We start from the raw sequence: 20,502 nt of genomic DNA on the forward strand, positions 1-20,502 counted from the left end.
CCACCTATGCAACTTACTCACCGTTTACTCGGTTCCCGATTCGGGCCAGGAACGAGGCAGGATTGTGACCATGTCCAACACTCCCATGGCGGCGAGCCCGCTCACCCGGGCCGTACTCGAGATCGACGAGTACGTCTCCGGCCTCGGCTGGGACCAGCCCGCCCGCCTCTTCGCCCTCGTCGACACCGCACGGCTGCGTGCCGAGCAGCCCTCTCTCGCGGACCGGCTCGGACTTCAGGGCGAGTCCGAGACCTCCGGTCTCACCCCGATCGAGCAGGACGAGGTTCCAACGGGCAAGCCGCTCGATGAGTTCCTCGGCACCATCGCCTGGCCCGACGCGGTGGCCGGCTGCGCCCTCACGGTGGAACGGCTGATGCTGCCGCCGTCCGCGGAGGCCCAGGTTCCGCAGAGTCTGGACGAGGCCGCGCTGTCCAGGTGGGTGGCCGAGCACCCCGACCGCCAGGAGGTCCGCATGACGGTCGCGGTGCTGCGCGACGGCTCCCGCGAGTCGGCCCTGCGCCTGCGCGAGAAGGACTCCCCCACGGAGGTCCTCACCGGCTCCGACCTGGTGCCGGGTCTGGCCGAGGCGCTGGCGGCGACGCTCGCCGAGTAGCCCGCGCCTGCCCGGCCGGGCCCTACTGGACCCTGCCCTACCCGGCCGTGCACTTCGGCAGGTCGGCGGTGTCGCCGGAGCGGATGTCCTTCAGGGCGCCGAGCGCGTCGTCGATGGTGCCCACCTTGACGAGGGTCAGGCCCTCGGGGGTGTCCTTGGCGGCGGCCGCGCAGTTGTCGGCGGGCGTCAGGAAATACTGGGCGCCCTTGTCGCGCGCGCCGACGGTCTTCATCTCGATGCCGCCGATCGGCCCGACCTTGCCGTCGTCGTCGATCGTGCCGGTGCCGGCGACGAACTTCCCGCCGGTCAGGCTGCCCGGCGTGAGCTTGTCGTAGATGCCGAGCGCGAACATCAGGCCGGCGCTCGGCCCGCCGACGTCGGCGAGCTTGATGTCGATGCTGAACGGGAACGTGTGGTCGACTCCGGCGGAGATCCCGACGATGGCGCGCTTCTCGCCGCCGTCGTCGGAGGTCGCCGTGGTGATGGTGACGTTCTCCGTCTTCGTCGCCGCCCGCTTCTCCTTCTCGGCGGCGGCCTGTTCCTTGGCGGGCACGACCGTGAAGACGACGTCCTGGCCGGGCTTGTGCTTCGTGACCAGCTTGGCGACGTCGGCCGGTTCCTTCACTGCCGTACCGTCGACGGCCTTGATCACGTCGCCGGCGTGCAGCTTGCCCTCCGCCGGGGAGCCCTTGACCACCGTGGAGACGATCACCCACGAGTTCACCTTGACGCCGAGTTCCTTCAGCGCCGCGACCTTGGCGCTCTCCTGGGACTGGCTGAACTCCTCGGCGTTCTCCTGGGTGGACTCCTCCTCCGTCTTGCCGTCCGGGTAGAGGGTGTCGTGCGGTACGACCTTGTTGTCGTGCGCGAGCCAGCCGTAGACGGCCTCCACGAGGTTCATCCGGTAGTCGGCGCTGGTGACCCGGACGGTGGTCATGTTGAGGTGTCCGGTGGTGGGGTAGGTCCTGTGACCGGAGATCTGCAGCACCGGCTCGCCGTCGTGGTCCGCGAGGGTGTTCACCGTCGGCCCCGGGGACATCTCCGAGTAAGGCACGGGGATGAACACTCCCGCGCACAAAAGCGCGATCAGCATCAGGGTGGAGGCGAGCATCGTCGCAGTGCGGCGTGGCATGTCTCGACAGTACGGGACGCCTCTGTCAGCGCACCGTCAGGGCCGTCCGTCCGGGGCGGCCCTGACGTCTTCCACGCCTCTGACCGGGCGTTTCCCTGGCCGTCAGGTGCCCGACCGGGACTTCTCCATGGCCTCGCGGAAGCGGGCGTAACCGATGAGTTCGGGACCGTCGCCCCGCACCTTGCGGGTCCGGCCGGCCCAAGTGCCCCACAGACCCGCGCCTATCGCAGCCACAAGCGGAATCAGCAACCAGGCGAGCGCCGCCATGCCGACCTCCCAACCCCATTGAGCGTCCGCAACTGACTGATCAGCAGATTAACCATCCGCCGTGACAACGCTCACGCCAGGGGTGCGGTTACGCAACCGGAAGACGACCGGTGGAAGGCAGGTGGAGGACCGGTGCCATCAGCAGGCGCCGACCCACTCCTCGGTGCCGTCGGAGAACTTCTGGTGCTTCCAGATGGGCACCTCGTGCTTGAGATCGTCGATCAGCTTCCGGCAGGCCTCGAAGGCCTCTCCGCGGTGCGGACACGACACGCCCACGACCACGGCGAGATCACCGACCGCGAGCTCCCCCACGCGGTGCACGGCGGCCAGGGCCCGCACCGGGTACTGCGCGACGATCTTCTCCGCGATCCGCCGCATCTCGGCCTCGGCACTGGGGTGGCACGAGTACCCCAGCTCGTCCACGTCGGCACCGCCGTCGTGGTTCCGTACGGTCCCGACGAACAGCGCCGTCCCGCCTGCGGCGTCGTCCCCCACGGCGCGGAAGACCTCGTCTACGGACAGGGGCGTCTCCCGGATGCCGATCAGCTTGATGGGATCCTGCGCGGCCTGCTCACCGGGGTGGTCGCTCGTGGGTGCCATGGCCCCATCGTGCCCCACGGCACGGACAACACGGAATAGCGTGATCGCCCCGCACGCGGGCGTGCTGCTTTGGAGCCTCCTACAGGAAGCCTCCAGCAGAGCTCCGTAGGGAGCTGTGCGGGAGAGCCCCGTCGGAAGAGCCGTGCGGGGTGCCCCGCTCTCAGATCCGCCGCCGGGCCTTGCGGGCCCGCCGCACCACCGCCGCCGCACCGAGCAGGGCCACCGTCGCGCCCGCGGCCCCGGCGGCCGTCGCGTCCTTGCGCCCGAGCCGCCGCCCGGCCACCGTGTGCCTCCCGGACACCTCGTCCAGGAGCTCCGCGAGCACTTCCTCGTTGGTGTACTTCGGCCGCCACCCGGCGTCGTGCAGCCGGCTTCCGCTCACCACCCAGGGGTACATCGTGTAGGCCAGGTCGCCGGCGGGGGACGGGGTCAGCCCGATGCGGTGCAGCCGGGCCGCCGCCCCCAGCGCCACCGCCGACGGCAGCTCCATGCGCCGGATGCCGCTGAGCTCCTCGACCTCCTCCTGTTCCAGCCATCCGTCGCAGCCGACGGCCAGCTCTCCGTCGACCTTCTCGAGCACGGCGTACTCCAGCGCACTGCACAGGTCCTCGACGTGGCAGAACTGCCACGCGGGCCGCGACCCCGCGACGACGAGCAGCCGAGGCGACTCGAAGTACCTGGTCAGCGCGGTGTCCGTGCCGCCGACCAGCACGGCCGGACGGACCACGGTCACATTGAGCCCCGGGTGGGCCCGCGGCGCCCGGCGCGCCAGCCGCTCGATCTCCAGCAGGTCCCCGACCCCGGTCGCCTCGGCCGTCGCCCGCAACTCGGCGTCCTCGGACAGCGGCAGCTCGTTGTCGGGCAGGGCACCGTAGACCATCGCCGAGGTGCACAGCACCACCCTGTGCACCCCGGCCGCGGCGGCCGCCGTGAGGACGGTCTGCGTCCCCCGTACGTTGTAGGCCGTTCGGGCGGCGGCATCGGTCTCCAGATCGAGGTCGAGCGCCAGATGGACCACCACATCGGCCCCGCGCAGCTTGTCCGCGATGGCCGGATCCCGTACGTCCAGGATGTGCCACTGCGCGGCCGCGCACTCGCCGCGCCGCTCGTCGATGGCGATGACCTGCTTGATCTCCTCCGAGGCGGCGAGCCGCTCGGTGAGCAGCGCACCGACGCCGGACGCGGCGCCGGTGACCGCGACGACGGGCCCGCGCACGGCAGGGCTCGCGGGACTGGTTGACTTGTTTCGCGCTGCGCGAACCTGCGGATCTGGGGAACTCACCGGGCGTCTCCAGCGGTTGTCTTCAGTACGGGCGCGACGGACGCGTGCGTACCAGGTGGCATCCATCCTGCCGCAGGCCCTCTGTCGGCGAAGCACCGAGGCCCGAACCGCCCCGGGTGTCTACGCTGGGTGGTGTTGTCGGGCAGCCAGTCCGCCGGAAAGAACCGGCGGCCCTACCAGCCGAGGAATCCCGTGAGTGACACCCCATTCGGATTCGGCCTTCCGCCGGAGGAGCCGGACGACGGCGACGAGGGCAAGAAGAAGGACCAGCAGGACGGTGGTGGTCAGGGACCGGCCAACCCGTTCGGTTTCGGCATGCCCGGAGCCGGAGGCTTTGGCGGCGGCCCCGGCGGCCCTGGAGGGGACAATCCGTTCGCTGCCATGTTCGGTTCCCTGAACCCGTCCGACCTGGGCGCCGCGTTCCAGCAGCTGGGCCAGATGCTGTCGTACGAGGGCGGCCCGGTGAACTGGGACATGGCCAAGCAGATCGCCCGCCAGACGGTCTCCCAGGGCACACCGGACGGCTCCAAGGACGCGAGCGTCGGCCCCGCCGAGCGCAGGTCCGTCGAGGAGGCCGTCCGCCTGGCCGACCTGTGGCTCGACGACGCCACGTCGCTGCCGTCCGGGGCCGCCTCCGCGGTGGCCTGGAGCCGCGCGGAGTGGGTCGAGGCCACGCTGCCCGCGTGGCAGGAGCTCGTCGACCCGGTCGCCGAGCGCGTCGGCACCGCGATGGGCGATGTCCTGCCGGAGGAGATGCAGGCCATGGCCGGCCCGCTGATCGGCATGATGCGCTCGATGGGCGGTGCCATGTTCGGCACGCAGATCGGGCAGGCCGTCGGCGTGCTCGCCGGCGAGGTCGTCGGCTCCTCCGACATCGGCCTTCCGCTCGGCCCGGCCGGCAAGGCCGCGCTGCTGCCGCTGAACATCGAGACGTTCGGCAGGGACCTGGGCGTGCCGAAGGAGGAGGTGCGGCTGTATCTCGCCCTGCGCGAGGCCGCCCACCAGCGCCTGTTCACGCACGTGCCGTGGCTGCGCTCGCACCTGTTCGGCGCGGTCGACGGCTACGCGCGCGGGATCAAGGTCGACACGGCCAAGCTGGAGGACGTGGTCGGCCAGTTCGACCCGCAGAATCCGGAGCAGTTGCAGGAGGCTCTCCAGCAGGGCATGTTCCAGCCGGAGGACACGCCGGAGCAGAAGGCCGCCCTGGCCCGTCTGGAGACGGCTCTGGCGCTCGTCGAGGGCTGGGTGGACGCGGTGGTGCACGCGGCTGCCAAGCCCCGACTGTCGTCCGCCGACGCGCTGCGTGAGACGCTGCGCCGTCGCCGTGCCTCGGGCGGACCCGCCGAGCAGACGTTCGCCACGCTGATCGGCCTGGAGCTGCGTCCGCGCCGTCTGCGTGACGCGTCCCGTCTGTGGGCCTCGCTCACGGACGCGCGTGGCGTCGACGGCCGGGACGCCCTGTGGGCCCACCCGGACATGCTGCCGACGGCCACCGACCTGGACGACCCGGACGGTTTCGTGCACCGCGAGCAGATCGACTTCTCCGAGTGGGACAAGATGCTCGGCGAGGCGGCCGACAAGCCCGACCTGCGCAAGAAGAAGGACGAGGGCGACAGCAAGGGCGACGACACCGAGTGAGCCTGTACGACGACGCGGTCCTCGTGCTCAAGCGCTACGAGGACCAGCCGGAGCTGCGCCAGGCCTACCTGGACCACCTGGCGGAGCACCCGGACGGCATGTGGAAGGCGTGTCACGCGGGCCATCTCACGGCGAGCGCCCTGGTGATCGACCCGGAGGGCGGGCGGGTACTGCTGACCCTCCACAGGAAGCTGCGCATGTGGCTGCAGATGGGCGGCCACTGCGAGCCGGGCGACGCCTCCCTGGAGTCCTCCGCCCTGCGGGAGGCGACGGAGGAGTCGGGCGTCACGGGGCTGTCGCTGCTGCCGGGCGGCCCGGTGCGTCTGGACCGGCATCCGATCCCGGCGCCGTGTCACTGGCACTTCGACGTCCAGTACGCGGTCCTGGCGCCGCCGGACGCCGCGCACACGGTCAGTGACGAGTCCCTCGACGTGCGCTGGTTCGCGTACGACGAGGTCGCGGAGGTCGCGGACGAGTCGGTCGTCCGGCTGCTTGAGGCGACGCGGGCGTGGCTCGGGGTCTGAGGTATGTGTGGCCGGGGTCTGAGGCATGTGTAAGGGGCGGCCGCTGCGGCGGCCGCCCCTTACGTGCGCTTGCTTGTGGCGGGTCAGCTCCAGGCGTTGCCCTGGTTCTGCCCCCGGGCTCCCTGCTGGCCCATGCCGTACTGGGCGGCGACGCCCGAGCCGATCTGGGCGTTCTGCGGCGGCAGCAGCTCGCTGGGCTGGACGAGTGCGAAGCCCGTGCCCATGAAGCTGAGCTCCCAGCCCTCACCGGTGTTGCCGCGGCGCCGCCACACCCCGGAGGAGTGCGTCTGGGCCTGCATCTGCACGCGCAGGCTCGTCGACCAGGCCACGATCGCGTCGGCATCGCAGTTGACGTACTTGTCCGGCGTCACCTGCAGCATCAGCGGCATGCCCGAGGTCATCAGGGCGACCTTGCCTCGGCCGGTGATGTTGAGCTGGTACTTCCCGGAGCCGGAGATGCCGTACAGGCTGTCCACGGCGATGACCTCGTGGTGCAGGGAGGAGTCCATCGCGAGCACGTAGCTGCTGTCGACGGTGAGGCCGTCCTGCTCCACCTCCATCACGTGGATGTGCTGCTTGAGGTTGGCGAGGTAGACGGTGCCCTGCCCGTGGCAGCGCATCAGGTCCAGGCCCTCGCCGGTGCGCGCACGCGCGCGTGCCTGGTCCCTGCTCTGGTACTCGGCGTCGAACTCGACGAGCCCCTGGTAGGCGACCATCGTGCCCTTGCGGGCCAGGATGTCGTCGTGGCCTTCCAGGGCGACGCGCAGCATCTGCTTGTTCTGCAGGCTCCAGCGTTCCTGGGTCTGCTGCTCGTTGTAGGCGAAAATCGGGCTCTGCATGGCGTGTGGCTCCCCCTCAGCCCCGGACCCGGAGACGGTCGGTGCTGTCCTCGCTGGGCTGGACGACGACGATGCCCTGACCGGAGAAGGCCATCTGGTAGGCCTCGCCGCTGCCGCGGCCGATCAGCGACTGCGCACGGAAGCTGCGCTTGCCCTTCACCTTGAGGTTCGGGGACCAGGCGACCAGCGCGTCCGGGTCGACGTACGTCTCGTCCTCACCGCCGCCGCAGTCGACGACGATGGGCTTGCCCCGGGAGGTGAGGGCGACCCAGCCCTGCCCGGAGATTCTGGTGTTCCACAGGCCCTGCCCGGCGAACTTCGCCAGGCCCTTGACCCGCTCCACGCCCCAGGTCAGATGGGCGTCGAAGGCGAGCAGGTTGGTGGCGTTGACGGAGATGCCGTCGCCGTTGAGGTTGATGACGACGACGTTCGCGCCGTAGTCGGCGAGGTAGAGCAGGCCGTCGCCGGAGCACTTCATCAGGGGCGCGCCTTCGCCGGTGATCCAGTCGCGCGCGACCTGGCGCACGGCCGGCGGGTTGGGCTCGTACTGGATGAAGCCCTCGTAGGCGACCATCGACCCCACGCGCGCGAGGAGGTCGTTTCCGGTCTGCAGGGCCACCTTCAGCATGTGGTTGCCGTGGTTCTCCATGCGGGCGGTGACGGGTGCGGGGGCGTGGCCCGCGAGCTGCTGTGTCATGACGGGCTCCCTCAGACCTCGTATGGCTGGACGACGATGAAGTTGCCGGGCGCTCCCCGGAACTGGAGGTTGACGCTCTCCCCGGTGTCGCCGGGGTAGGCGTTGCGGCGCATCCGCACCTGGCTGGAGACGACGACCTGCGCGGCGGCCGACCAGGCGACGACCGCGTTGCAGTCGGCGAACGTGGTCGGCGTGACGGGCAGGACGACGGGCGTGCCGTGCGTCTTCACCACGAGCGTGCCGGTCCCCTGGAACTGCATCGTGAACAGCGCGCCGCCGGGGATGCCATGTCCCTCGATGCGGCGGACCTCGTACTGCAGGCTCTCGTCGAAGGCCAGGACGTTCTCGGCGGAGACACAGACGGCGTCGCCCTGGAGCTCGATGGGGTGCAGCATCGTGGAGTTCTCGGCGAGGAACACCTGGCCCTGGCCCGTGCAGCGCATCAGCTGCATCTCCTGGCCGGTGGCGTTGCCCACGATACGGCCGCCGAAGCCGGCGCCCTTGTAGCTGAAGTCGACCTTGCCCTGGTAGAGCACCATGCTGCCCTGCCGGGCGAGGACCGGCTGCCCGCCGATGCCCAGGTCGACGCGGACCATCTTCTTGTTCTGCTGCGTCCAGCGCTGCCCGGTGGGGGTCTCCTTGAACATCCGCAGCGCGGCGGCGACACCGGCACCCTGCGGGGCGCCCTGGGGAGCTCCCTGGGGAACACTCTGCGGGGCTCCGTAGGGGGCCTGCCCGAACGGGGGCTGCTGGCCGTGGCCCGGGGGCGGGGCGGGCTCCTGGCCGTAGCCGGGCGGCGGGGTCGGGGCCTGCGGCTGGGGGTAGCCGGGGGGCGGCGGCGCGGTCTGGCCGGGGACCTGGCCGTACGCAGGCGGCTGCTGGCCCGGGGTGCCGTAGGGCGCGGGCGCCGGAGCCGGCGGCGGGGGCGGGACGGTTCCGCCGGGCGGCGTGTGCAGGGGCGCGACGATGGTCGGCGCGGCGTGCACGCCGGGCGCGGGCGCCGGGGGCGGCGGAGTCGCGCCCGGCGGGGGCGCGAAGCCCTGCGCGGCGGGCTGGGGGGCGGGCGTCCGGGCCGGAGCGGGCGCTGGAACCGGGGCCGGCGCGGGTGCGGGGGCGGGCGACGGGGTGCCGGGGACACCGAACGCGGGCGGGGCGGCGGCCTGGGCGGGCGGGGCGAAGCCCGGGGCGACGCCGGGCTGCGGCTGCTGCGGGGCGGCGGAGGTCTCCTCCTCCGCGACCTCGCCGCCGAAGTTCTTCAGCAGCGCGTCGAGTCCGCCGTCGAAGCCCTGTCCGACCGCGGCGAACCGCCACACGTCCTTGAGGTAGAAGTCGCCCAGCATCACGGCCCGTTCGGTGGAGAACTCCGAGCCGCTGAAGGGGTAGCGGGCCACCTCCTCGCCGCCCGCGACGATGCGGATGTATCCGGGGCTGATCTGCGACATCTGCCCGGCGCCGTCGATCGTCGCCGTGAAGGACAGCTTGCGGATCTGCGGCGGGATCCGGTCCAGCGTCACACGGAAGGACTCCGTGTCGCCCGCCTGGGCGCCCAGGAGCTGAATGGCCTCCTCGGGGGACTTCGGCTGGTTGTAGAACACAAAGTACCGGTCGTCCGAGAGCCGTTCGTCGGCGTCCAGACCGAAGCAGCTGATGTCGAAGCTCAGCCCCGGGCCGGAGATCTGCACGCCTACGTACAGATCCGTGCCCGCGGTGAGGTCACTGATCCTGGCCTTGTGGCCGCGTTGGAATTCCCTGGCCATGCGTAACGACCGTCCCCCATCCAGAACGTGAGTGCGTCGCGCCAGGCTAACGGCAAACTCGGACACCGGACGCAGTCGGTACAGAGCCGGTACAGAACCCGTGCTCGGCCGTATCGGCTGCTCGTCCCGGGTAAGCGGTCACCCGCCCCGGTCACCGCGCCCGGTCGGTCACTCCTCGAGCGTGCCGGGCACGTGGGGCGGTACAGGGGGTGGCACATGGGGCAGCCGCTCGGCCGCGACCACGCCTTCCAGGTAGCCCCGGGCGCGTTCGGTGCGCGGGTAGGCCTCCAGCAGCCGCCAGAACCGCGGCCCGTGTCCGGGCACCAGCAGATGTGCCAGCTCGTGGACGAGGACGTAGTCGACGACGTACTCGGGCATGCCCTGCAGACGGTGCGACAGGCGGATGCTGCCCTCCGACGGGGTGCACGAGCCCCAGCGCGTGTTCTGGTTGGTGACCCAGCGCACCGAGGTCGGCCGGGCACGGCCGGCGAAGTACTCGGCCGACAACCGTTGGGCGCGCTCGGCCAGTTCGCCGTCGCCGAGCGCCCGCCTGCTCTCCTGGGCGGCCAGTTTGTCGAGCATGACGCTCACCCAGCGCTGCTCCTCCGCCTCGGACATCCGGGCGGGGATGAGCACGACGGTGCGATCGCCCTCGCGGTACGCGGAGACCGTTCTGCGGCGACGGGCGCTCCTGCGGACCTCGATCGCGCTCGCCCCCGAGCCGCTCGTCGGCTGGCTCGTCGTGCTGCGCTGTGACTTTCCGGCGCGGTGCAGTGGGTCGGCGGGCACGCCCCGACGTTACCCGCTGCGCCCGGGGAAGTCCCGGCTCCGGTACGGTTCCGCGCCGATCGCCCCACCGCGCGCCGGATTTGTACGACGATTCCCTCCGCCTGTGGACAACTTCCGGCAGCCGGCCCCGGATCCGGGCATGCTGGCTCTCGCCGAGGGAACCGCGACCGGGGCCCGTCGGCGAACGGGGACGAACGAGGGCAAACGGGGGCCTGGCATGCATCCGATGGTGAAACCCGCGCTCCGGCGCGGCTGGCGCGATCTCAGCACTGTGCAATTCGGGATGACTCCGGCGCACGCGATGACGCTCGGACCGATGGACACCGCGACGGGCAGCTTCCTCGAGCTGCTCAACGGCACACGCGGGCTGGAGCTGCTGCGCGAGGAGGGACGCCGCATGGATCTGCCCGACGGCCATGTCGACGGGCTCGTGCGGGGGCTGGCGCGGGCGGGGCTGCTCGACGACGCGCGGGGTGGCGGGCCGGCCGCCGACGCGCTGCGGAAGAAGAAGGACGTCCTCGACCGGCTGCGCCCGGATCTCGCCTCCCTGTCCCTGACCACATCGGAGCCGGGCGACGCGCTCAGGGTTATGGCCGCCCGCCGCTCCCTGCGGGTGCAGGTCCGGGGCGCGGGCCGGGTGGGCGCGGTGGTCGCCGCGCTGCTCTCGGGTGCCGGGGTGGGCGAGGTCGATGTGCGCGACGGCGGCTGCGTCGAGCCGTGGGATGTCGCGCCGGGCGGTCTGCCCGCCGAGGCGGTCGGTGACCGCCGGGACGAGGCGGCCCGCCGTGCGGTACGCCGCGCGGCACCGGACCGTCCGCCGCGCCGCGGACCCGGCACCGCGCCCGAGGACGGTGACCAGGGCTACTCGCTGGTGGTGCTCGCCCCGCGGGACGACGTGGCCGTCCACGCACCGGCCGCGTCCGCCGCCGAGACCCTCATGGCATCCGGCACACCCCACCTCTATGCCGGAGTGGTGGAGGGAACCGGTATGGTCGGCCCTCTCGTCCTGCCGGGTGAGACGGGCTGCGCGGGCTGTCTGCACGAGAGCCGCACCGACCGGGACCCGACCTGGCCGCGCCTGGTCGCCCAATGGCGCTCGGGGAGACAGCGCCAGGTGCGACCGTGCGACCTGGCGCTGGCCACGACGGTGGCCGGGCTGGCGGCCGCTCACGCGCTCGCCTTCCTGGACGGCCGGGTGCCGTCGAGCGCCAGCGCCCGCTGGGAGGTCTCCGCTCCCGGCCTCCACTGGCACGCGCGGCCGGTGTGGGGGCATCCCGCATGCCCGTGCGGAGCCGGGGAGAAAGGTATGGGGGAACACACCTCCGAAGACGGGGATCCGCACGAGACAATGGCGGTGCAACGGCCGTCGGAGCGGTTGCGTCGTAAGGCAGACGCGGAGCGGCTGGCTGGGACTTGGAGGGCGCATGTCTGATCTTCCCCGGAAGGCGGTCACCCGGACCGCCAAGCTCGCCGCGCTCCCGCTCGGCTTCGCCGGGCGGGCCACCTGGGGACTCGGCAAGCGGATCGTCGGCGAGTCCGCGGAGCTCGTCGGCCGCGAACTGCAACAGCGCACGGCTGAGCAGCTGTTCAAGGTGCTCGGCGAGCTCAAGGGCGGGGCGATGAAGTTCGGCCAGGCCCTGTCCGTCTTCGAGTCGGCGCTGCCCGAGGAGATCGCCGGGCCCTACCGGGCCGCGCTGACCAAGCTCCAGGAGGCGGCGCCGCCGATGCCGACCCGCACCGTCCACGCGGTGCTCCAGGAGCGGCTCGGCGAGAACTGGAACGAGCTGTTCCTGGAGTTCGAGGACAAGCCCTCCGCGGCGGCCTCGATCGGCCAGGTGCACCGGGGAGTGTGGCACGACGGCCGCGAGGTGGCGGTCAAGGTGCAGTACCCGGGCGCCGGCGAGGCTTTGCTGTCCGACCTGAACCAGCTGAGCCGCTTCGCCCGCCTGCTGGGGCCGCTGATCCCGGGCATGGACATCAAGCCGCTGATCACCGAGCTCAAGGACCGGGTGTCGGAGGAACTGGACTACGGCCTGGAGGCCCAGGCCCAGCGGACGCACGCCGAGGAGTTCACCGACGACCCGGACGTGGTGGTGCCGAACGTGGTCCACCAGTGCGAGCAGGTCCTGATCACCGAGTGGATCGACGGCATACCGCTGTCGGAGATCATCTCTGAGGGCACGCAGGAGCAGCGCGACCGCGCCGGTCAGCTCCTGGCCCGCTTCCTCTTCTCCGGCCCGGCCCGCACCGGCCTGCTGCACGCCGATCCGCACCCGGGCAACTTCCGCCTGCTGCCCGGCGGCCCGGACGACGAGGAGGACTGGCGGCTGGGCGTCCTGGACTTCGGCACGGTCGACCGCCTGCCCGGTGGCCTGCCGCCCGAGATCGGTGAGTCGCTGCGCATGACCCTCGACGGCGAGGCGGAGGCCGTCTACGAACTCCTCTGCGCAGAGGGCTTCGTCAAGGAGTCCATAGAGCTGGATCCCGAGGCCGTCCTCGACTATCTGCTGCCGATCATCGAACCGGCCCAGGTCGACGAGTTCACCTTCACCCGCGGCTGGATGCGCAGCCAGGCAGCCCGCATTGCCGACCCCCGCTCCCCCGCCTACCAGCTCGGCAAGCAGCTCAACCTGCCTCCGGCGTACCTCCTGATCCACCGGGTGACCCTCAGCACGATCGGTGTCCTGTGCCAGTTGAGCGCCACGGTGCGGCTGCGCGAGGAGTTGGAGGAGTGGCTGCCGGGGTTCGTTCCGGAGGAGGACGTCAAGGAGGGGGACTCGGCGGCGGAGGCCTGAGTGCCTCGGGGACAGCGCTGCTGACTCGGCCTGTGCGCTTCGGCACCGCGGGCCCTACCGCGCCGGGGTTACCACCACTCCGAGTCCAGCCGTCCCTCGATCGCCCTGAGGTTCTCCCGGGAGCAGGTCGCACAGAAGTGCTGGCGGACGCCGTTCTCCACGGAGAAGGTCCAGGTGGGCTGGGGGGCCTCGGCTCTGGTGCCGCAGCGGGCGCACACGAGGAACTGGGGCTCCGCAGTGGAGCCGCCGTCGTCGCTGTCTCCGGAATGGCTCGCCATCCGGCGACGATAACGCCGTGACCCTCGCGCGCGGACACAACGCACCGCGGGGGCCGGTCCGTTCGGCACGGACCGGCCCCCGCGGGGAGCTTCGCCTCCTGACGGGAGGCCACCGCTTCAGGCCTGGACGGTTACTGCATGACCGCCATGGCGAGCGCCCTGCGGGCGCGCCGCGAGGCGCGCTCCGCCCGGCGCTGCATCCGGCGGGCGGCCACCAGGCGCACGGCCTGGCGGTCCCGCTCCGCCTCTCGCAGTCGCTCGTGCATATGGGCACGAGCCATGGCTTCTGGGATGAGTTGCATCTCTCGGGTCCTGTTCTGACGCGAGTCGTTCGCGCCACTGGTGGTGAAGTCTTCGGTCGCGGAGCCTGCGGGCTCGTGGGTGGACGGCTTCATCGGGGCCTGCTTCTGGGGGTCGTGCGTGAGGGGACGGTCGATTGTTCCTGCGGTGTTCATGCCGTGACCGGGTTCTTGCGCGGGCGGCCACGCGGCCGCTTCCGGGCGACGACGACACCCTGGACGAACAGCTCGCCACCCCAGACGCCCCAGGGCTCACGCCGCTCCTTGGCGCCGGCGAGGCAGGCCTCGATCAGCGGGCAGGTGCGGCACAGGGACTTGGCGTACTCCACGTCCGCGGGCGACTCCGCGAAGAAGACCTCCGGGTCGTTGGAGCGGCAGGGGACGGGGACGCCGAGGTTCTCGATGGCGTCGTCGAGCGCGGTGAGCGCGGTGAGCGGAGTCAAGGTGGAGTCCTCCGTGGGGCCGGGCTTGGGGATCGTTTCGGAAGGCGGTACGGACGGGGCGTGCGCTTCGAGTTGCACGGTTCGTCTTCCTCGTCTGGTCATTTCCGGCCGGTTGGCCGGGGGGCGGCTTGGTACCGGGTTCTTTTCTTGTCCCGAGGCCCCTTCGGTCTGCCGTCCCGCTTGAGGGAAAACAGAAGGGCCGCGGATCCCGGATGGGGTTCCGCGGCCCTGAAGGCGCCGGCCTGATCGGCGATCAGGCTGGATCACTCCAGGGTTCTGGCCCACGGAAGGCCCACATCAGGTGGTGCTGCGTCGTCAGCTTCCGGAATCCGGCACCGGTCGCCGCGAAGGCATAGGCCTGTGCCTGTGCCGCTGCCGCTTCCAGTGCCTTGGTCGGTCGCTCATTGCGCTCACGGGCGACAAGGCCCGCAGGAGCAACGGAGGACGCCGGACGCACGGCACGAATGCCGGACAGACCGGTGCCCAGGTTCGAAACGCCGAGCATGCACAGGGAGACGGCCGAGCGATCGGTCATTTTCACGATGCTGGTGGAGCTGGTGTTGATGCTGATCACTGGACTCGCCTCCTCTCGGCGTCTCGGGGGACCGGATGAACCAGTCCGACGGATATGCAAGTACAACACGGAGCCAGGGCCTTCGAGAAGGCCGCCGCTCTCGTGCCTAGAACCTATGGGGATTGCTGGGGCGTGCGCAAACTATTTTTTCCACGAGTTGGCGTCAGTCCTTTGAGTCGTCCCCGCCGGTGTGCTGGCCTGCGCAGATGGCCAGGACATCGGCTCCGTAGCGGTTGAGCTTGCGCATCCCCACCCCGGGGATGCGGGCGAGCTCGTGCTCGTCCTCGGGGGCGGTCTCGGCGATCGCCATCAGCGTCTTGTCGGTGAAGACGCAGAACGCGGGCTGCCCGCTGTTTCTTGCCTGGTCAGCGCGCCACTCACGCAGCCGTTCGTAGAGGCCCTCGTCCATGTCGGAGGGGCAGTCCTCGCACCGCATCAGCTTCATCTCGCCCGCGTCGGTCAGGGTGCGGCCGCAAACCCTGCAGCGGGCGGGAGTTCGCTGCGTCCGGCGCGGGGCGGTTGCCCCGGTTCCGGTCGAGCCGCGCTCGACACCGGCACCCGAGCCTCCGGTGGCGGGGCGTCCGCCGGTGGCGACCGAACCGGGGCGCAGTCCGTCCAGGAAACGGCTGGGGCGGCGGTTCGGGCGGCCGCCTGGCGAGCGGGCCAGCGCCCAGGAGACATGGAGGCGCTCGCGCGCGCGGGTGACACCGACGTAGAGGAGGCGGCGCTCCTCCTCGATCTGCTCGTCGGTCTTCGCGTAGGTGATCGGCATCATCCCCTCGGCGACGCCGACCAGGAAGACGACGTCCCACTCCAGGCCCTTGGCAGAGTGCAGGGAGGCGAGGGTGACCCCCTGGACGGTCGGGGCGTGCTGGGCGTTCGCCCGCTCGTCGAGTTCGGCGACGAGGTCGGCCAGGGTGGCACCGGGTTTGGCGGCGGCGAAGTCCTGGGCGAGGTTCACCAGGGCGGCCAGGGACTCCCAGCGCTCTCGTACGGCGCCGGAGCCGGCCGGGGGCTGGGGGGTCCAGCCCTCCCCCGACAGCACGGCGCGTACCTGGGAGGGCAGGTCGACGGTGTCGTCGAGGAGGGAGTCGTTGCCGCCGAAGCGGGCCGCGCCGCGCAGGGCGATGCCCGCCTTGCGGACTTCGGGGCGGTCGAAGAAGCGTTCCGCACCGCGCAGTTGGTAGGGGACTCCGGCGTCGGCGAGGGCCTGTTCGTAGGTCTCGGACTGCGCGTTCGTACGGAAGAGGACGGCGATCTCGCCGGCGGGGACTCCGGCGTCGATCAGCTCGCGGATGCGGCGGGCCGCGCCCTCGGCCTCGGCGGGCTCGTCGGTGTACTCGGCGAAGGCGGGCTCGGGACCCGCGGGGCGCTGGGAGACCAGCTCCAGGCGGTGGTCGGCGGCGCGGCCGCGGGCCTGGGCGAGCAGGCCGTTGGCGAGGTGGACGATCTGGGGGGTGGAGCGGTAGTCGCGGACCAGTTTGACGACGGTGGCACCGGGGTGGCGGACGCGGAAGTCGAGCAGGTGGTCGGGGGTCGCTCCGGTGAAGGAGTAGATCGTCTGGCTGGCGTCGCCGACCACGCACAGGTTGTTCCGGTCGCCGAGCCACAGCTCCAGCAGCCGCTGCTGGAGAGGGCTGACGTCCTGGTACTCGTCGACGACGAAGTGCTGGTACTGGGCGCGGACCTGTTCGGCGATGTCCTGCCGGTCCTGGAGGATGGCCACGGTCAGCAGCAGCACGTCCTCGAAGTCGATGACGGCGCGCTCGCGCTTGAGGTCCTCGTAGGCGGAGTACAGCTGCGCGATCTCCGCCGGGTCACGGGGGGCCTCGCGGCCGGCCTTGGCGGCGGCGGGAGCGTAGTCGGCGGGGACGGTCTGGGTGACCTTGGACCACTCGATCTCCGCGGTGACGTCCCTCAGCTCGTTGCGGTCGAGGCGGATGCGGCAGGCGGCGGCCGCGTCGGCGACGAGCTGGATCTTGCGGTCGACGAGCCGGGGCATGGAGCCACCGATCGCTTTCGGCCAGAAGTACTGGAGCTGCCGCAGGGCCGCCGAGTGGAAGGTGCGGGCCTGGACGCCGACGGCGCCGAGCTGGCGCAGCCGGCCGCGCATCTCCCCGGCGGCACGGTTGGTGAACGTGACGGCCAGCACACTGGAGGGCTGCAGGACCCCGGCACGCACCCCGTAGGCGATGCGGTGGGTGATCGCCCGGGTCTTGCCCGTGCCGGCGCCCGCCAGCACGCACACCGGACCGTGCAGGGCGGTGGCCACCTCGCGCTGCTCGGGGTCGAGCCCTTCGAGCACCGCGTCGGCCGAGTCCGGTACCTGCGGGAAGAGCGTGGAGTGCGTTGCTGCTGTCACATGGCCATGCTGCCAGGTCGCCGGAGACGGGTGAGGCGGTTGTCCACAGGCAGGCACCGATTGTCGTACTAATGCGGCAGGCGTCACGTGACGAGGCACCGCCCGTGGGAATGGTGGCCCTTTCAAGTACGTTCCAACAGCGAGCACTCATTCCCCGAACCGCCGAAGGAGCACGAGAGACATGCCGGGCACTGTGACGATGTACAGCACGACGTGGTGCGGCTACTGCCGTCGGCTGAAGAGCCAGCTGGACCGCGAGGGCATCGCGTACACCGAGATCAACATCGAGCAGGACCCGGAGTCGGCGGCGTTCGTCGAGAAGGCCAATGGCGGAAACCAGACGGTGCCGACCGTGCTCTTCCCGGACGGTTCGACGTTGACGAACCCGTCGCTGGCTCAGGTGAAGCAGAAGATCGGCGCGTAGGTGCTCGGCGGCTTCCGCGCGGAAGGCGGTTCCTGAGATTGCTCAGGGGCCGCCTTCTCGCGGTTTGTTCCATACCACGGTGTAGCGCCACAGCAGCCTGCGGCGGAACCGGCAGCCGGCCAGCAGACGGCGGGCGGCGTGCCGGACCTCGCCCCAGGACATGGTCGCGTCCTCCATCGGCATGCCGGCGGGGCCTTGCGTCCCGGCGTGGAGCGGAGCTCCGAACCTGCTCGCGGGCACCCCGCATCCGCTGAACACCCAGTCGAGCAGGGTGCGGTTGCACGCCAGGCCGACGATCGCCAGGCGGCCGCCGGGCGCCAGGAGGCCTACGAGGTGGGCCACCGCGTCCTCGAACACCGTGTGGTGGACGACGGCGACCGCGCTGACGAAGTCGTACGCGCTCGCCAAGAGAAGTGTCGTCGAGGTAGTCCACCTCCAGGAACGTGACGTTCCCGGGCTGGTTCTCGCGCGCGAGGCGGATCATGTCCGGCGAACGGTCCGCGCCGGTGACGGTTTCCGCCCGCGTCGCCAGCTTGCGGGCCGGCAGACCGTCCCCGCATCCCACGTCCAGCGCCGCCCGGCAGCCGTCCGGCACGGCGGCGAGCACCGCCCGGTGGTAGTGGACGTTGTGGTTCCAGTACGGGTCGGTCGTGCCCATGCAAAGTGTCAGGCGACGGTCCTCGTCGGCAGCGGCTTGCCGTACCAAAGCTCGATCAGGCGGGCCGCGATCGAGATGCCGTACGGCGGGAGGACCTCGCCCGACTCGAAGGCCGCGCCCAGTTCGTCGCGGGAGAACCAGCGGGCCTCGTGGATCTCGTCGCCGTCGACGTCGATCTCGGTCGACGTGGCGCGGGCCATGAAGCCCAGCATGAGGCTGGACGGGAAGGGCCAGGGCTGGCTGGCGATGTACTCGACCTGGCCGACGGTGATGCCGACCTCCTCGTGGACCTCGCGGCGCACCGACTGCTCGATGGACTCCCCGGGCTCCACGAAACCGGCGAGCGTCGAGAAGCGGCCCTCGGGCCAGTGGACCTGGCGGCCGAGCAGGATGCGGTCGTCCTCGTCGGTCACGGCCATGATCACGGCGGGGTCGGTGCGCGGGTAGTGCTCGGCGCCGCAGGCGGGGCAGCGGCGGATGTGGCCGGCCGCGGCGATGACGGTGCGCTCGCCGCAGCGGGAGCAGAAGCGGTGGGTGCGCTGCCAGTTCTCCAGGCCAACCGCGTGCACCATCAGGCCCACGTCGCGGGGCGACAGCAGCAGGCCCGCCTCCCGCAGGCCCGCGGGGCGCGCGGAGTCGTCCATGCGGCCGGGCAGGGAGTCCTTCTGGAGGGCGAAGTAGCTGACGCCGTCCTCGTCGATGCCGAGGAAGTAGCGGTGCGCCTCGGTCAGCGGGGCCTCGAACGAGGGGGTCATCACGAGTTCGGTGCGCCCGTCCGCCGTCTCGTCGATGAGGACCTGGCCGCCGGAGACCACGAAGCAGCGCGTCGAGGGGTGGCTCCACGCCGCCGCCAGCCAGGCCTCGTCGAGCCGGTGGTGCGCGGCCCGGTCGATGCCGCTGGGAGCGGTCAGCGAGATCGGGCGGTCGGCGTGGTGGTCGGTCCAGGTGGTCACGGGTGCTTCCAACTCCCCCGGTGGAACGGTTGGTTTCGGCGGGCGGTTCAGCGGGACGTGCGGCGGGATGCGACCGGGTCCGGCCGGGCTCTGCGGTGCGGGGCGGTCCTTCCAGTGTGCCCCGGGCGGTCGGCCGGTTGGGACGGCGCAAGGGGCTCAGGGCGCATGGCGCCAGTGCTCGGCGAGGTCGCCCCACAGGTACGCGGTGGTCTCGACGCCCTTGAGCAGCAGGTCGAGCTCGACCTTCTCGTTCGGGGCGTGCCAGCCGTCGGAGGGGACGGAGATGCCGAGGAAGAGCACCGGTGCGCCGAGGACGTCCTGGAGGTCCGCGGCAGGTCCGGACCCGCCCTCGCGCGTGAAGCGGACGGGTGTGCCGAAGGCGCGCCCCATCGCACGGACGACGGACTGGAGGGCCGGGTGGTCCAAGGGCGTCAGGCACGGGCGCGTGGCCGCGCCGAAGGTGATCTCGCAGCGGATTCCGGCGGGCACCTGCGCCTCGGCCCAGGCGCGGACGGCCTTCTCGACGTGGTCGGGGTCCTGGCCCGCTACCAGTCGGAAGGACAGCTTCACCAGGGCGGAGGACGGGATGATCGTCTTGCTGCCGGCGCCCTGGTAACCGCCGCCGATGCCGTTGACCTCGGCGGTGGGGCGGGCCCAGATCCGCTCCAGGGTGGTGTATCCGGCCTCGCCGTGGGTGGCGTACGACCTGGCGGTGCGCAGCCACTGCTCCTCGTCGAAGGGCAGCTGTGCGAACAGTGCCCGTTCGCGGTCGGTGAGTTCGACGATGCCGTCGTAGAAGCCGGGGATCGCCACGCGCCCGTGCTCGTCGTGCAGGGCCGCGACCAGGCGGGCGGCGGCCGTGGCCGGGTTGGGGACCGCGCCGCCGAAGGAGCCGGAGTGGATGTCCTGGTCGGGGCCGTACAGCCGGATCTCGCACTCGGCGAGGCCGCGCATGCCGGTGCAGACGGTGGGGGTGTCCTCGGACCACATGCCGGTGTCGGAGACGATCACGGCGTCGGCGGCCAGCCGGTCGGCATGCTCCTCGACGAGCGCCCGGAAGTGCGGCGAACCGGACTCCTCCTCGCCCTCGACGAGCAGTTTCAGGTGTACGGCCGGGCTGGTGCGGCCGGTGACGGCGAGGTGGGCGCGGACGCCGAGGGTGTGGAAGAACACCTGGCCCTTGTCGTCGGCCGCCCCGCGCGCGTACAGGCGGTTTTCCCGGACGACCGGCTCGAAGGGCTCGCTGTGCCAGCCGTCCTCGCGGGCGGCGGGCTGCACGTCGTGGTGGCCGTAGACGAGGACCGTGGGCGCCTCGGGGTCGGCGGAGGGCCACTCGGCGAAGACGGCGGGGGCGCCTGGCGTCTGCCAGACCTCGGTGGTCGGGAAGCCGGTCCCCCCCAGCTTGGCGGCGAGCCAGTCGGCGCTGCGCCGGACGTCGGTGGCGTGCTCGGGCTGGGCCGACACCGACGGGATGCGCAGCCACTCGGCGAGGTCGTCGAGGAAGGCGGCGCGGTGCCGCTCTATGTACGTGCGGACGGCGCTGACGGCACTGTCAACGGGCTGGCTCATGTCCACGAG

The 20,502-nt window shown here is 71.5% G+C and carries 22 protein-coding genes and 1 pseudogene; 6 read left to right on the forward strand and 17 right to left on the reverse strand.

Annotated features, from left to right (window positions below; translation table 11 throughout):
- Positions 1-70 precede the first annotated feature (70 nt).
- Complete coding sequence (locus ACFPZJ_RS15645) at positions 71-613, forward strand: PPA1309 family protein (RefSeq protein WP_381021599.1); 543 nt, start codon at positions 71-73, stop codon at positions 611-613.
- Positions 614-650: 37 nt separating this feature from the next.
- Here ACFPZJ_RS15645 and ACFPZJ_RS15650 read toward each other — a convergent pair whose 3' ends face one another.
- The 4 genes from ACFPZJ_RS15650 to ACFPZJ_RS15665 all read right to left on the reverse strand — a co-directional run bounded on the left by ACFPZJ_RS15650 (position 651) and on the right by ACFPZJ_RS15665 (position 3,894).
- Complete coding sequence (locus tag ACFPZJ_RS15650; protein WP_381021601.1) at positions 651-1,745, reverse strand: YlbL family protein; 1,095 nt, start codon at positions 1,743-1,745, stop codon at positions 651-653.
- 102 nt (positions 1,746-1,847) lie between these two features.
- Positions 1,848-2,012, reverse strand: a complete 165-nt coding sequence (locus ACFPZJ_RS15655; protein WP_381021603.1) for a hypothetical protein — start codon at positions 2,010-2,012, stop codon at positions 1,848-1,850.
- A 138-nt stretch (positions 2,013-2,150) separates the two neighbouring features.
- Positions 2,151-2,612 (reverse strand): molybdenum cofactor biosynthesis protein MoaE, encoded by a 462-nt coding sequence (locus ACFPZJ_RS15660; RefSeq protein ID WP_381021604.1) that lies wholly within the window; start codon positions 2,610-2,612, stop codon positions 2,151-2,153.
- Between the two features lie 160 nt (positions 2,613-2,772).
- Positions 2,773-3,894: an SDR family oxidoreductase gene (locus tag ACFPZJ_RS15665; protein ID WP_381021605.1), complete on the reverse strand. Its 1,122-nt coding sequence runs from the start codon at positions 3,892-3,894 to the stop codon at positions 2,773-2,775.
- Between the two features lie 192 nt (positions 3,895-4,086).
- Between ACFPZJ_RS15665 and ACFPZJ_RS15670 the strand changes: the two genes are divergently transcribed.
- Together ACFPZJ_RS15670 and ACFPZJ_RS15675 are read left to right on the forward strand one after the other, a co-directional pair.
- Complete coding sequence (locus ACFPZJ_RS15670; RefSeq protein ID WP_381021607.1) at positions 4,087-5,532, forward strand: zinc-dependent metalloprotease; 1,446 nt, start codon at positions 4,087-4,089, stop codon at positions 5,530-5,532.
- Positions 5,529-6,056, forward strand: a complete 528-nt coding sequence (locus ACFPZJ_RS15675) for an NUDIX hydrolase (RefSeq protein WP_381021609.1) — start codon at positions 5,529-5,531, stop codon at positions 6,054-6,056. The genes ACFPZJ_RS15670 and ACFPZJ_RS15675 overlap by 4 nt, the downstream gene beginning before the upstream one ends.
- A gap of 83 nt (positions 6,057-6,139) precedes the next feature.
- Here the strand turns inward: ACFPZJ_RS15675 and ACFPZJ_RS15680 are convergent, their stop codons facing one another.
- The 4 genes from ACFPZJ_RS15680 to ACFPZJ_RS15695 form a co-directional block, all read right to left on the reverse strand.
- Positions 6,140-6,895: an AIM24 family protein gene (locus ACFPZJ_RS15680; protein ID WP_381021610.1), complete on the reverse strand. Its 756-nt coding sequence runs from the start codon at positions 6,893-6,895 to the stop codon at positions 6,140-6,142.
- 16 nt (positions 6,896-6,911) lie between these two features.
- Positions 6,912-7,592 carry an AIM24 family protein gene (locus tag ACFPZJ_RS15685; RefSeq protein WP_381021611.1) on the reverse strand — a complete coding sequence of 227 codons (681 nt, stop codon included), beginning with the start codon at positions 7,590-7,592 and terminating at the stop codon, positions 6,912-6,914.
- A gap of 11 nt (positions 7,593-7,603) precedes the next feature.
- Positions 7,604-9,349: a TerD family protein gene (locus ACFPZJ_RS15690; protein ID WP_381021612.1), complete on the reverse strand. Its 1,746-nt coding sequence runs from the start codon at positions 9,347-9,349 to the stop codon at positions 7,604-7,606.
- A 168-nt stretch (positions 9,350-9,517) separates the two neighbouring features.
- The gene (locus tag ACFPZJ_RS15695; protein WP_381021613.1) at positions 9,518-10,138 is read right to left on the reverse strand and encodes a M48 metallopeptidase family protein; all 621 of its coding nucleotides are present in this window, start codon (positions 10,136-10,138) and stop codon (positions 9,518-9,520) included.
- 217 nt (positions 10,139-10,355) lie between these two features.
- Here ACFPZJ_RS15695 and ACFPZJ_RS15700 point away from each other — a divergent pair, with 217 nt between their 5' ends.
- Both ACFPZJ_RS15700 and ACFPZJ_RS15705 read left to right on the forward strand, forming a co-directional pair.
- A complete protein-coding gene (locus tag ACFPZJ_RS15700) occupies positions 10,356-11,570 on the forward strand; it encodes a ThiF family adenylyltransferase (protein ID WP_381021614.1) in 1,215 nt (404 codons plus the stop codon).
- On the forward strand, positions 11,563-12,933 hold the full coding sequence (locus tag ACFPZJ_RS15705; protein WP_381021616.1) for an ABC1 kinase family protein: 1,371 nt from the start codon (positions 11,563-11,565) through the stop codon (positions 12,931-12,933). Before ACFPZJ_RS15700 ends, ACFPZJ_RS15705 begins: the two co-directional genes overlap by 8 nt.
- A 68-nt stretch (positions 12,934-13,001) precedes the next feature.
- Here ACFPZJ_RS15705 and ACFPZJ_RS15710 read toward each other — a convergent pair whose 3' ends face one another.
- The 5 genes from ACFPZJ_RS15710 to ACFPZJ_RS15730 all read right to left on the reverse strand — a co-directional run bounded on the left by ACFPZJ_RS15710 (position 13,002) and on the right by ACFPZJ_RS15730 (position 16,946).
- Positions 13,002-13,211 carry a hypothetical protein gene (locus ACFPZJ_RS15710; RefSeq protein ID WP_381021618.1) on the reverse strand — a complete coding sequence of 70 codons (210 nt, stop codon included), beginning with the start codon at positions 13,209-13,211 and terminating at the stop codon, positions 13,002-13,004.
- Between the two features lie 131 nt (positions 13,212-13,342).
- Positions 13,343-13,666 (reverse strand): hypothetical protein, encoded by a 324-nt coding sequence (locus tag ACFPZJ_RS15715; RefSeq protein ID WP_381021619.1) that lies wholly within the window; start codon positions 13,664-13,666, stop codon positions 13,343-13,345.
- Positions 13,663-14,031, reverse strand: coding sequence for a WhiB family transcriptional regulator (locus ACFPZJ_RS15720; protein ID WP_381021620.1), 369 nt, complete (start codon positions 14,029-14,031; stop codon positions 13,663-13,665). Before ACFPZJ_RS15720 ends, ACFPZJ_RS15715 begins: the two co-directional genes overlap by 4 nt.
- Positions 14,032-14,206: 175 nt before the next feature.
- Positions 14,207-14,527, reverse strand: coding sequence for a hypothetical protein (locus ACFPZJ_RS15725; protein ID WP_381021621.1), 321 nt, complete (start codon positions 14,525-14,527; stop codon positions 14,207-14,209).
- Between the two features lie 163 nt (positions 14,528-14,690).
- Positions 14,691-16,946 carry an ATP-dependent DNA helicase UvrD2 gene (locus tag ACFPZJ_RS15730; protein ID WP_381021623.1) on the reverse strand — a complete coding sequence of 752 codons (2,256 nt, stop codon included), beginning with the start codon at positions 16,944-16,946 and terminating at the stop codon, positions 14,691-14,693.
- A 124-nt stretch (positions 16,947-17,070) separates the two neighbouring features.
- On the opposite strand from ACFPZJ_RS15730, the gene ACFPZJ_RS15735 reads away from it, so the two are divergent.
- A complete protein-coding gene (locus ACFPZJ_RS15735) occupies positions 17,071-17,313 on the forward strand; it encodes a mycoredoxin (RefSeq protein WP_110630344.1) in 243 nt (80 codons plus the stop codon).
- 42 nt (positions 17,314-17,355) lie between these two features.
- On the opposite strand, the gene ACFPZJ_RS15740 is transcribed toward ACFPZJ_RS15735, so the two are convergent.
- The 4 genes and pseudogenes from ACFPZJ_RS15740 to ACFPZJ_RS15755 form a co-directional block, all read right to left on the reverse strand.
- Positions 17,356-17,721: a hypothetical protein gene (locus ACFPZJ_RS15740; protein ID WP_381021624.1), complete on the reverse strand. Its 366-nt coding sequence runs from the start codon at positions 17,719-17,721 to the stop codon at positions 17,356-17,358.
- 73 nt (positions 17,722-17,794) lie between these two features.
- Positions 17,795-17,971 (reverse strand): annotated as a pseudogene (locus ACFPZJ_RS15745) (methyltransferase domain-containing protein); the annotation flags it as partial.
- A gap of 8 nt (positions 17,972-17,979) precedes the next feature.
- The gene (nudC, locus tag ACFPZJ_RS15750; protein WP_381021625.1) at positions 17,980-18,936 is read right to left on the reverse strand and encodes an NAD(+) diphosphatase; all 957 of its coding nucleotides are present in this window, start codon (positions 18,934-18,936) and stop codon (positions 17,980-17,982) included.
- A gap of 144 nt (positions 18,937-19,080) precedes the next feature.
- The gene (locus ACFPZJ_RS15755; protein ID WP_381021627.1) at positions 19,081-20,493 is read right to left on the reverse strand and encodes a dipeptidase; all 1,413 of its coding nucleotides are present in this window, start codon (positions 20,491-20,493) and stop codon (positions 19,081-19,083) included.
- Between the last annotated feature and the right edge of the window lie 9 nt (positions 20,494-20,502).

It is taken from the genome of Streptomyces bullii, assembly GCF_042657145.1.
Taxonomy (GTDB): domain Bacteria; phylum Actinomycetota; class Actinomycetes; order Streptomycetales; family Streptomycetaceae; genus Streptomyces; species Streptomyces bullii.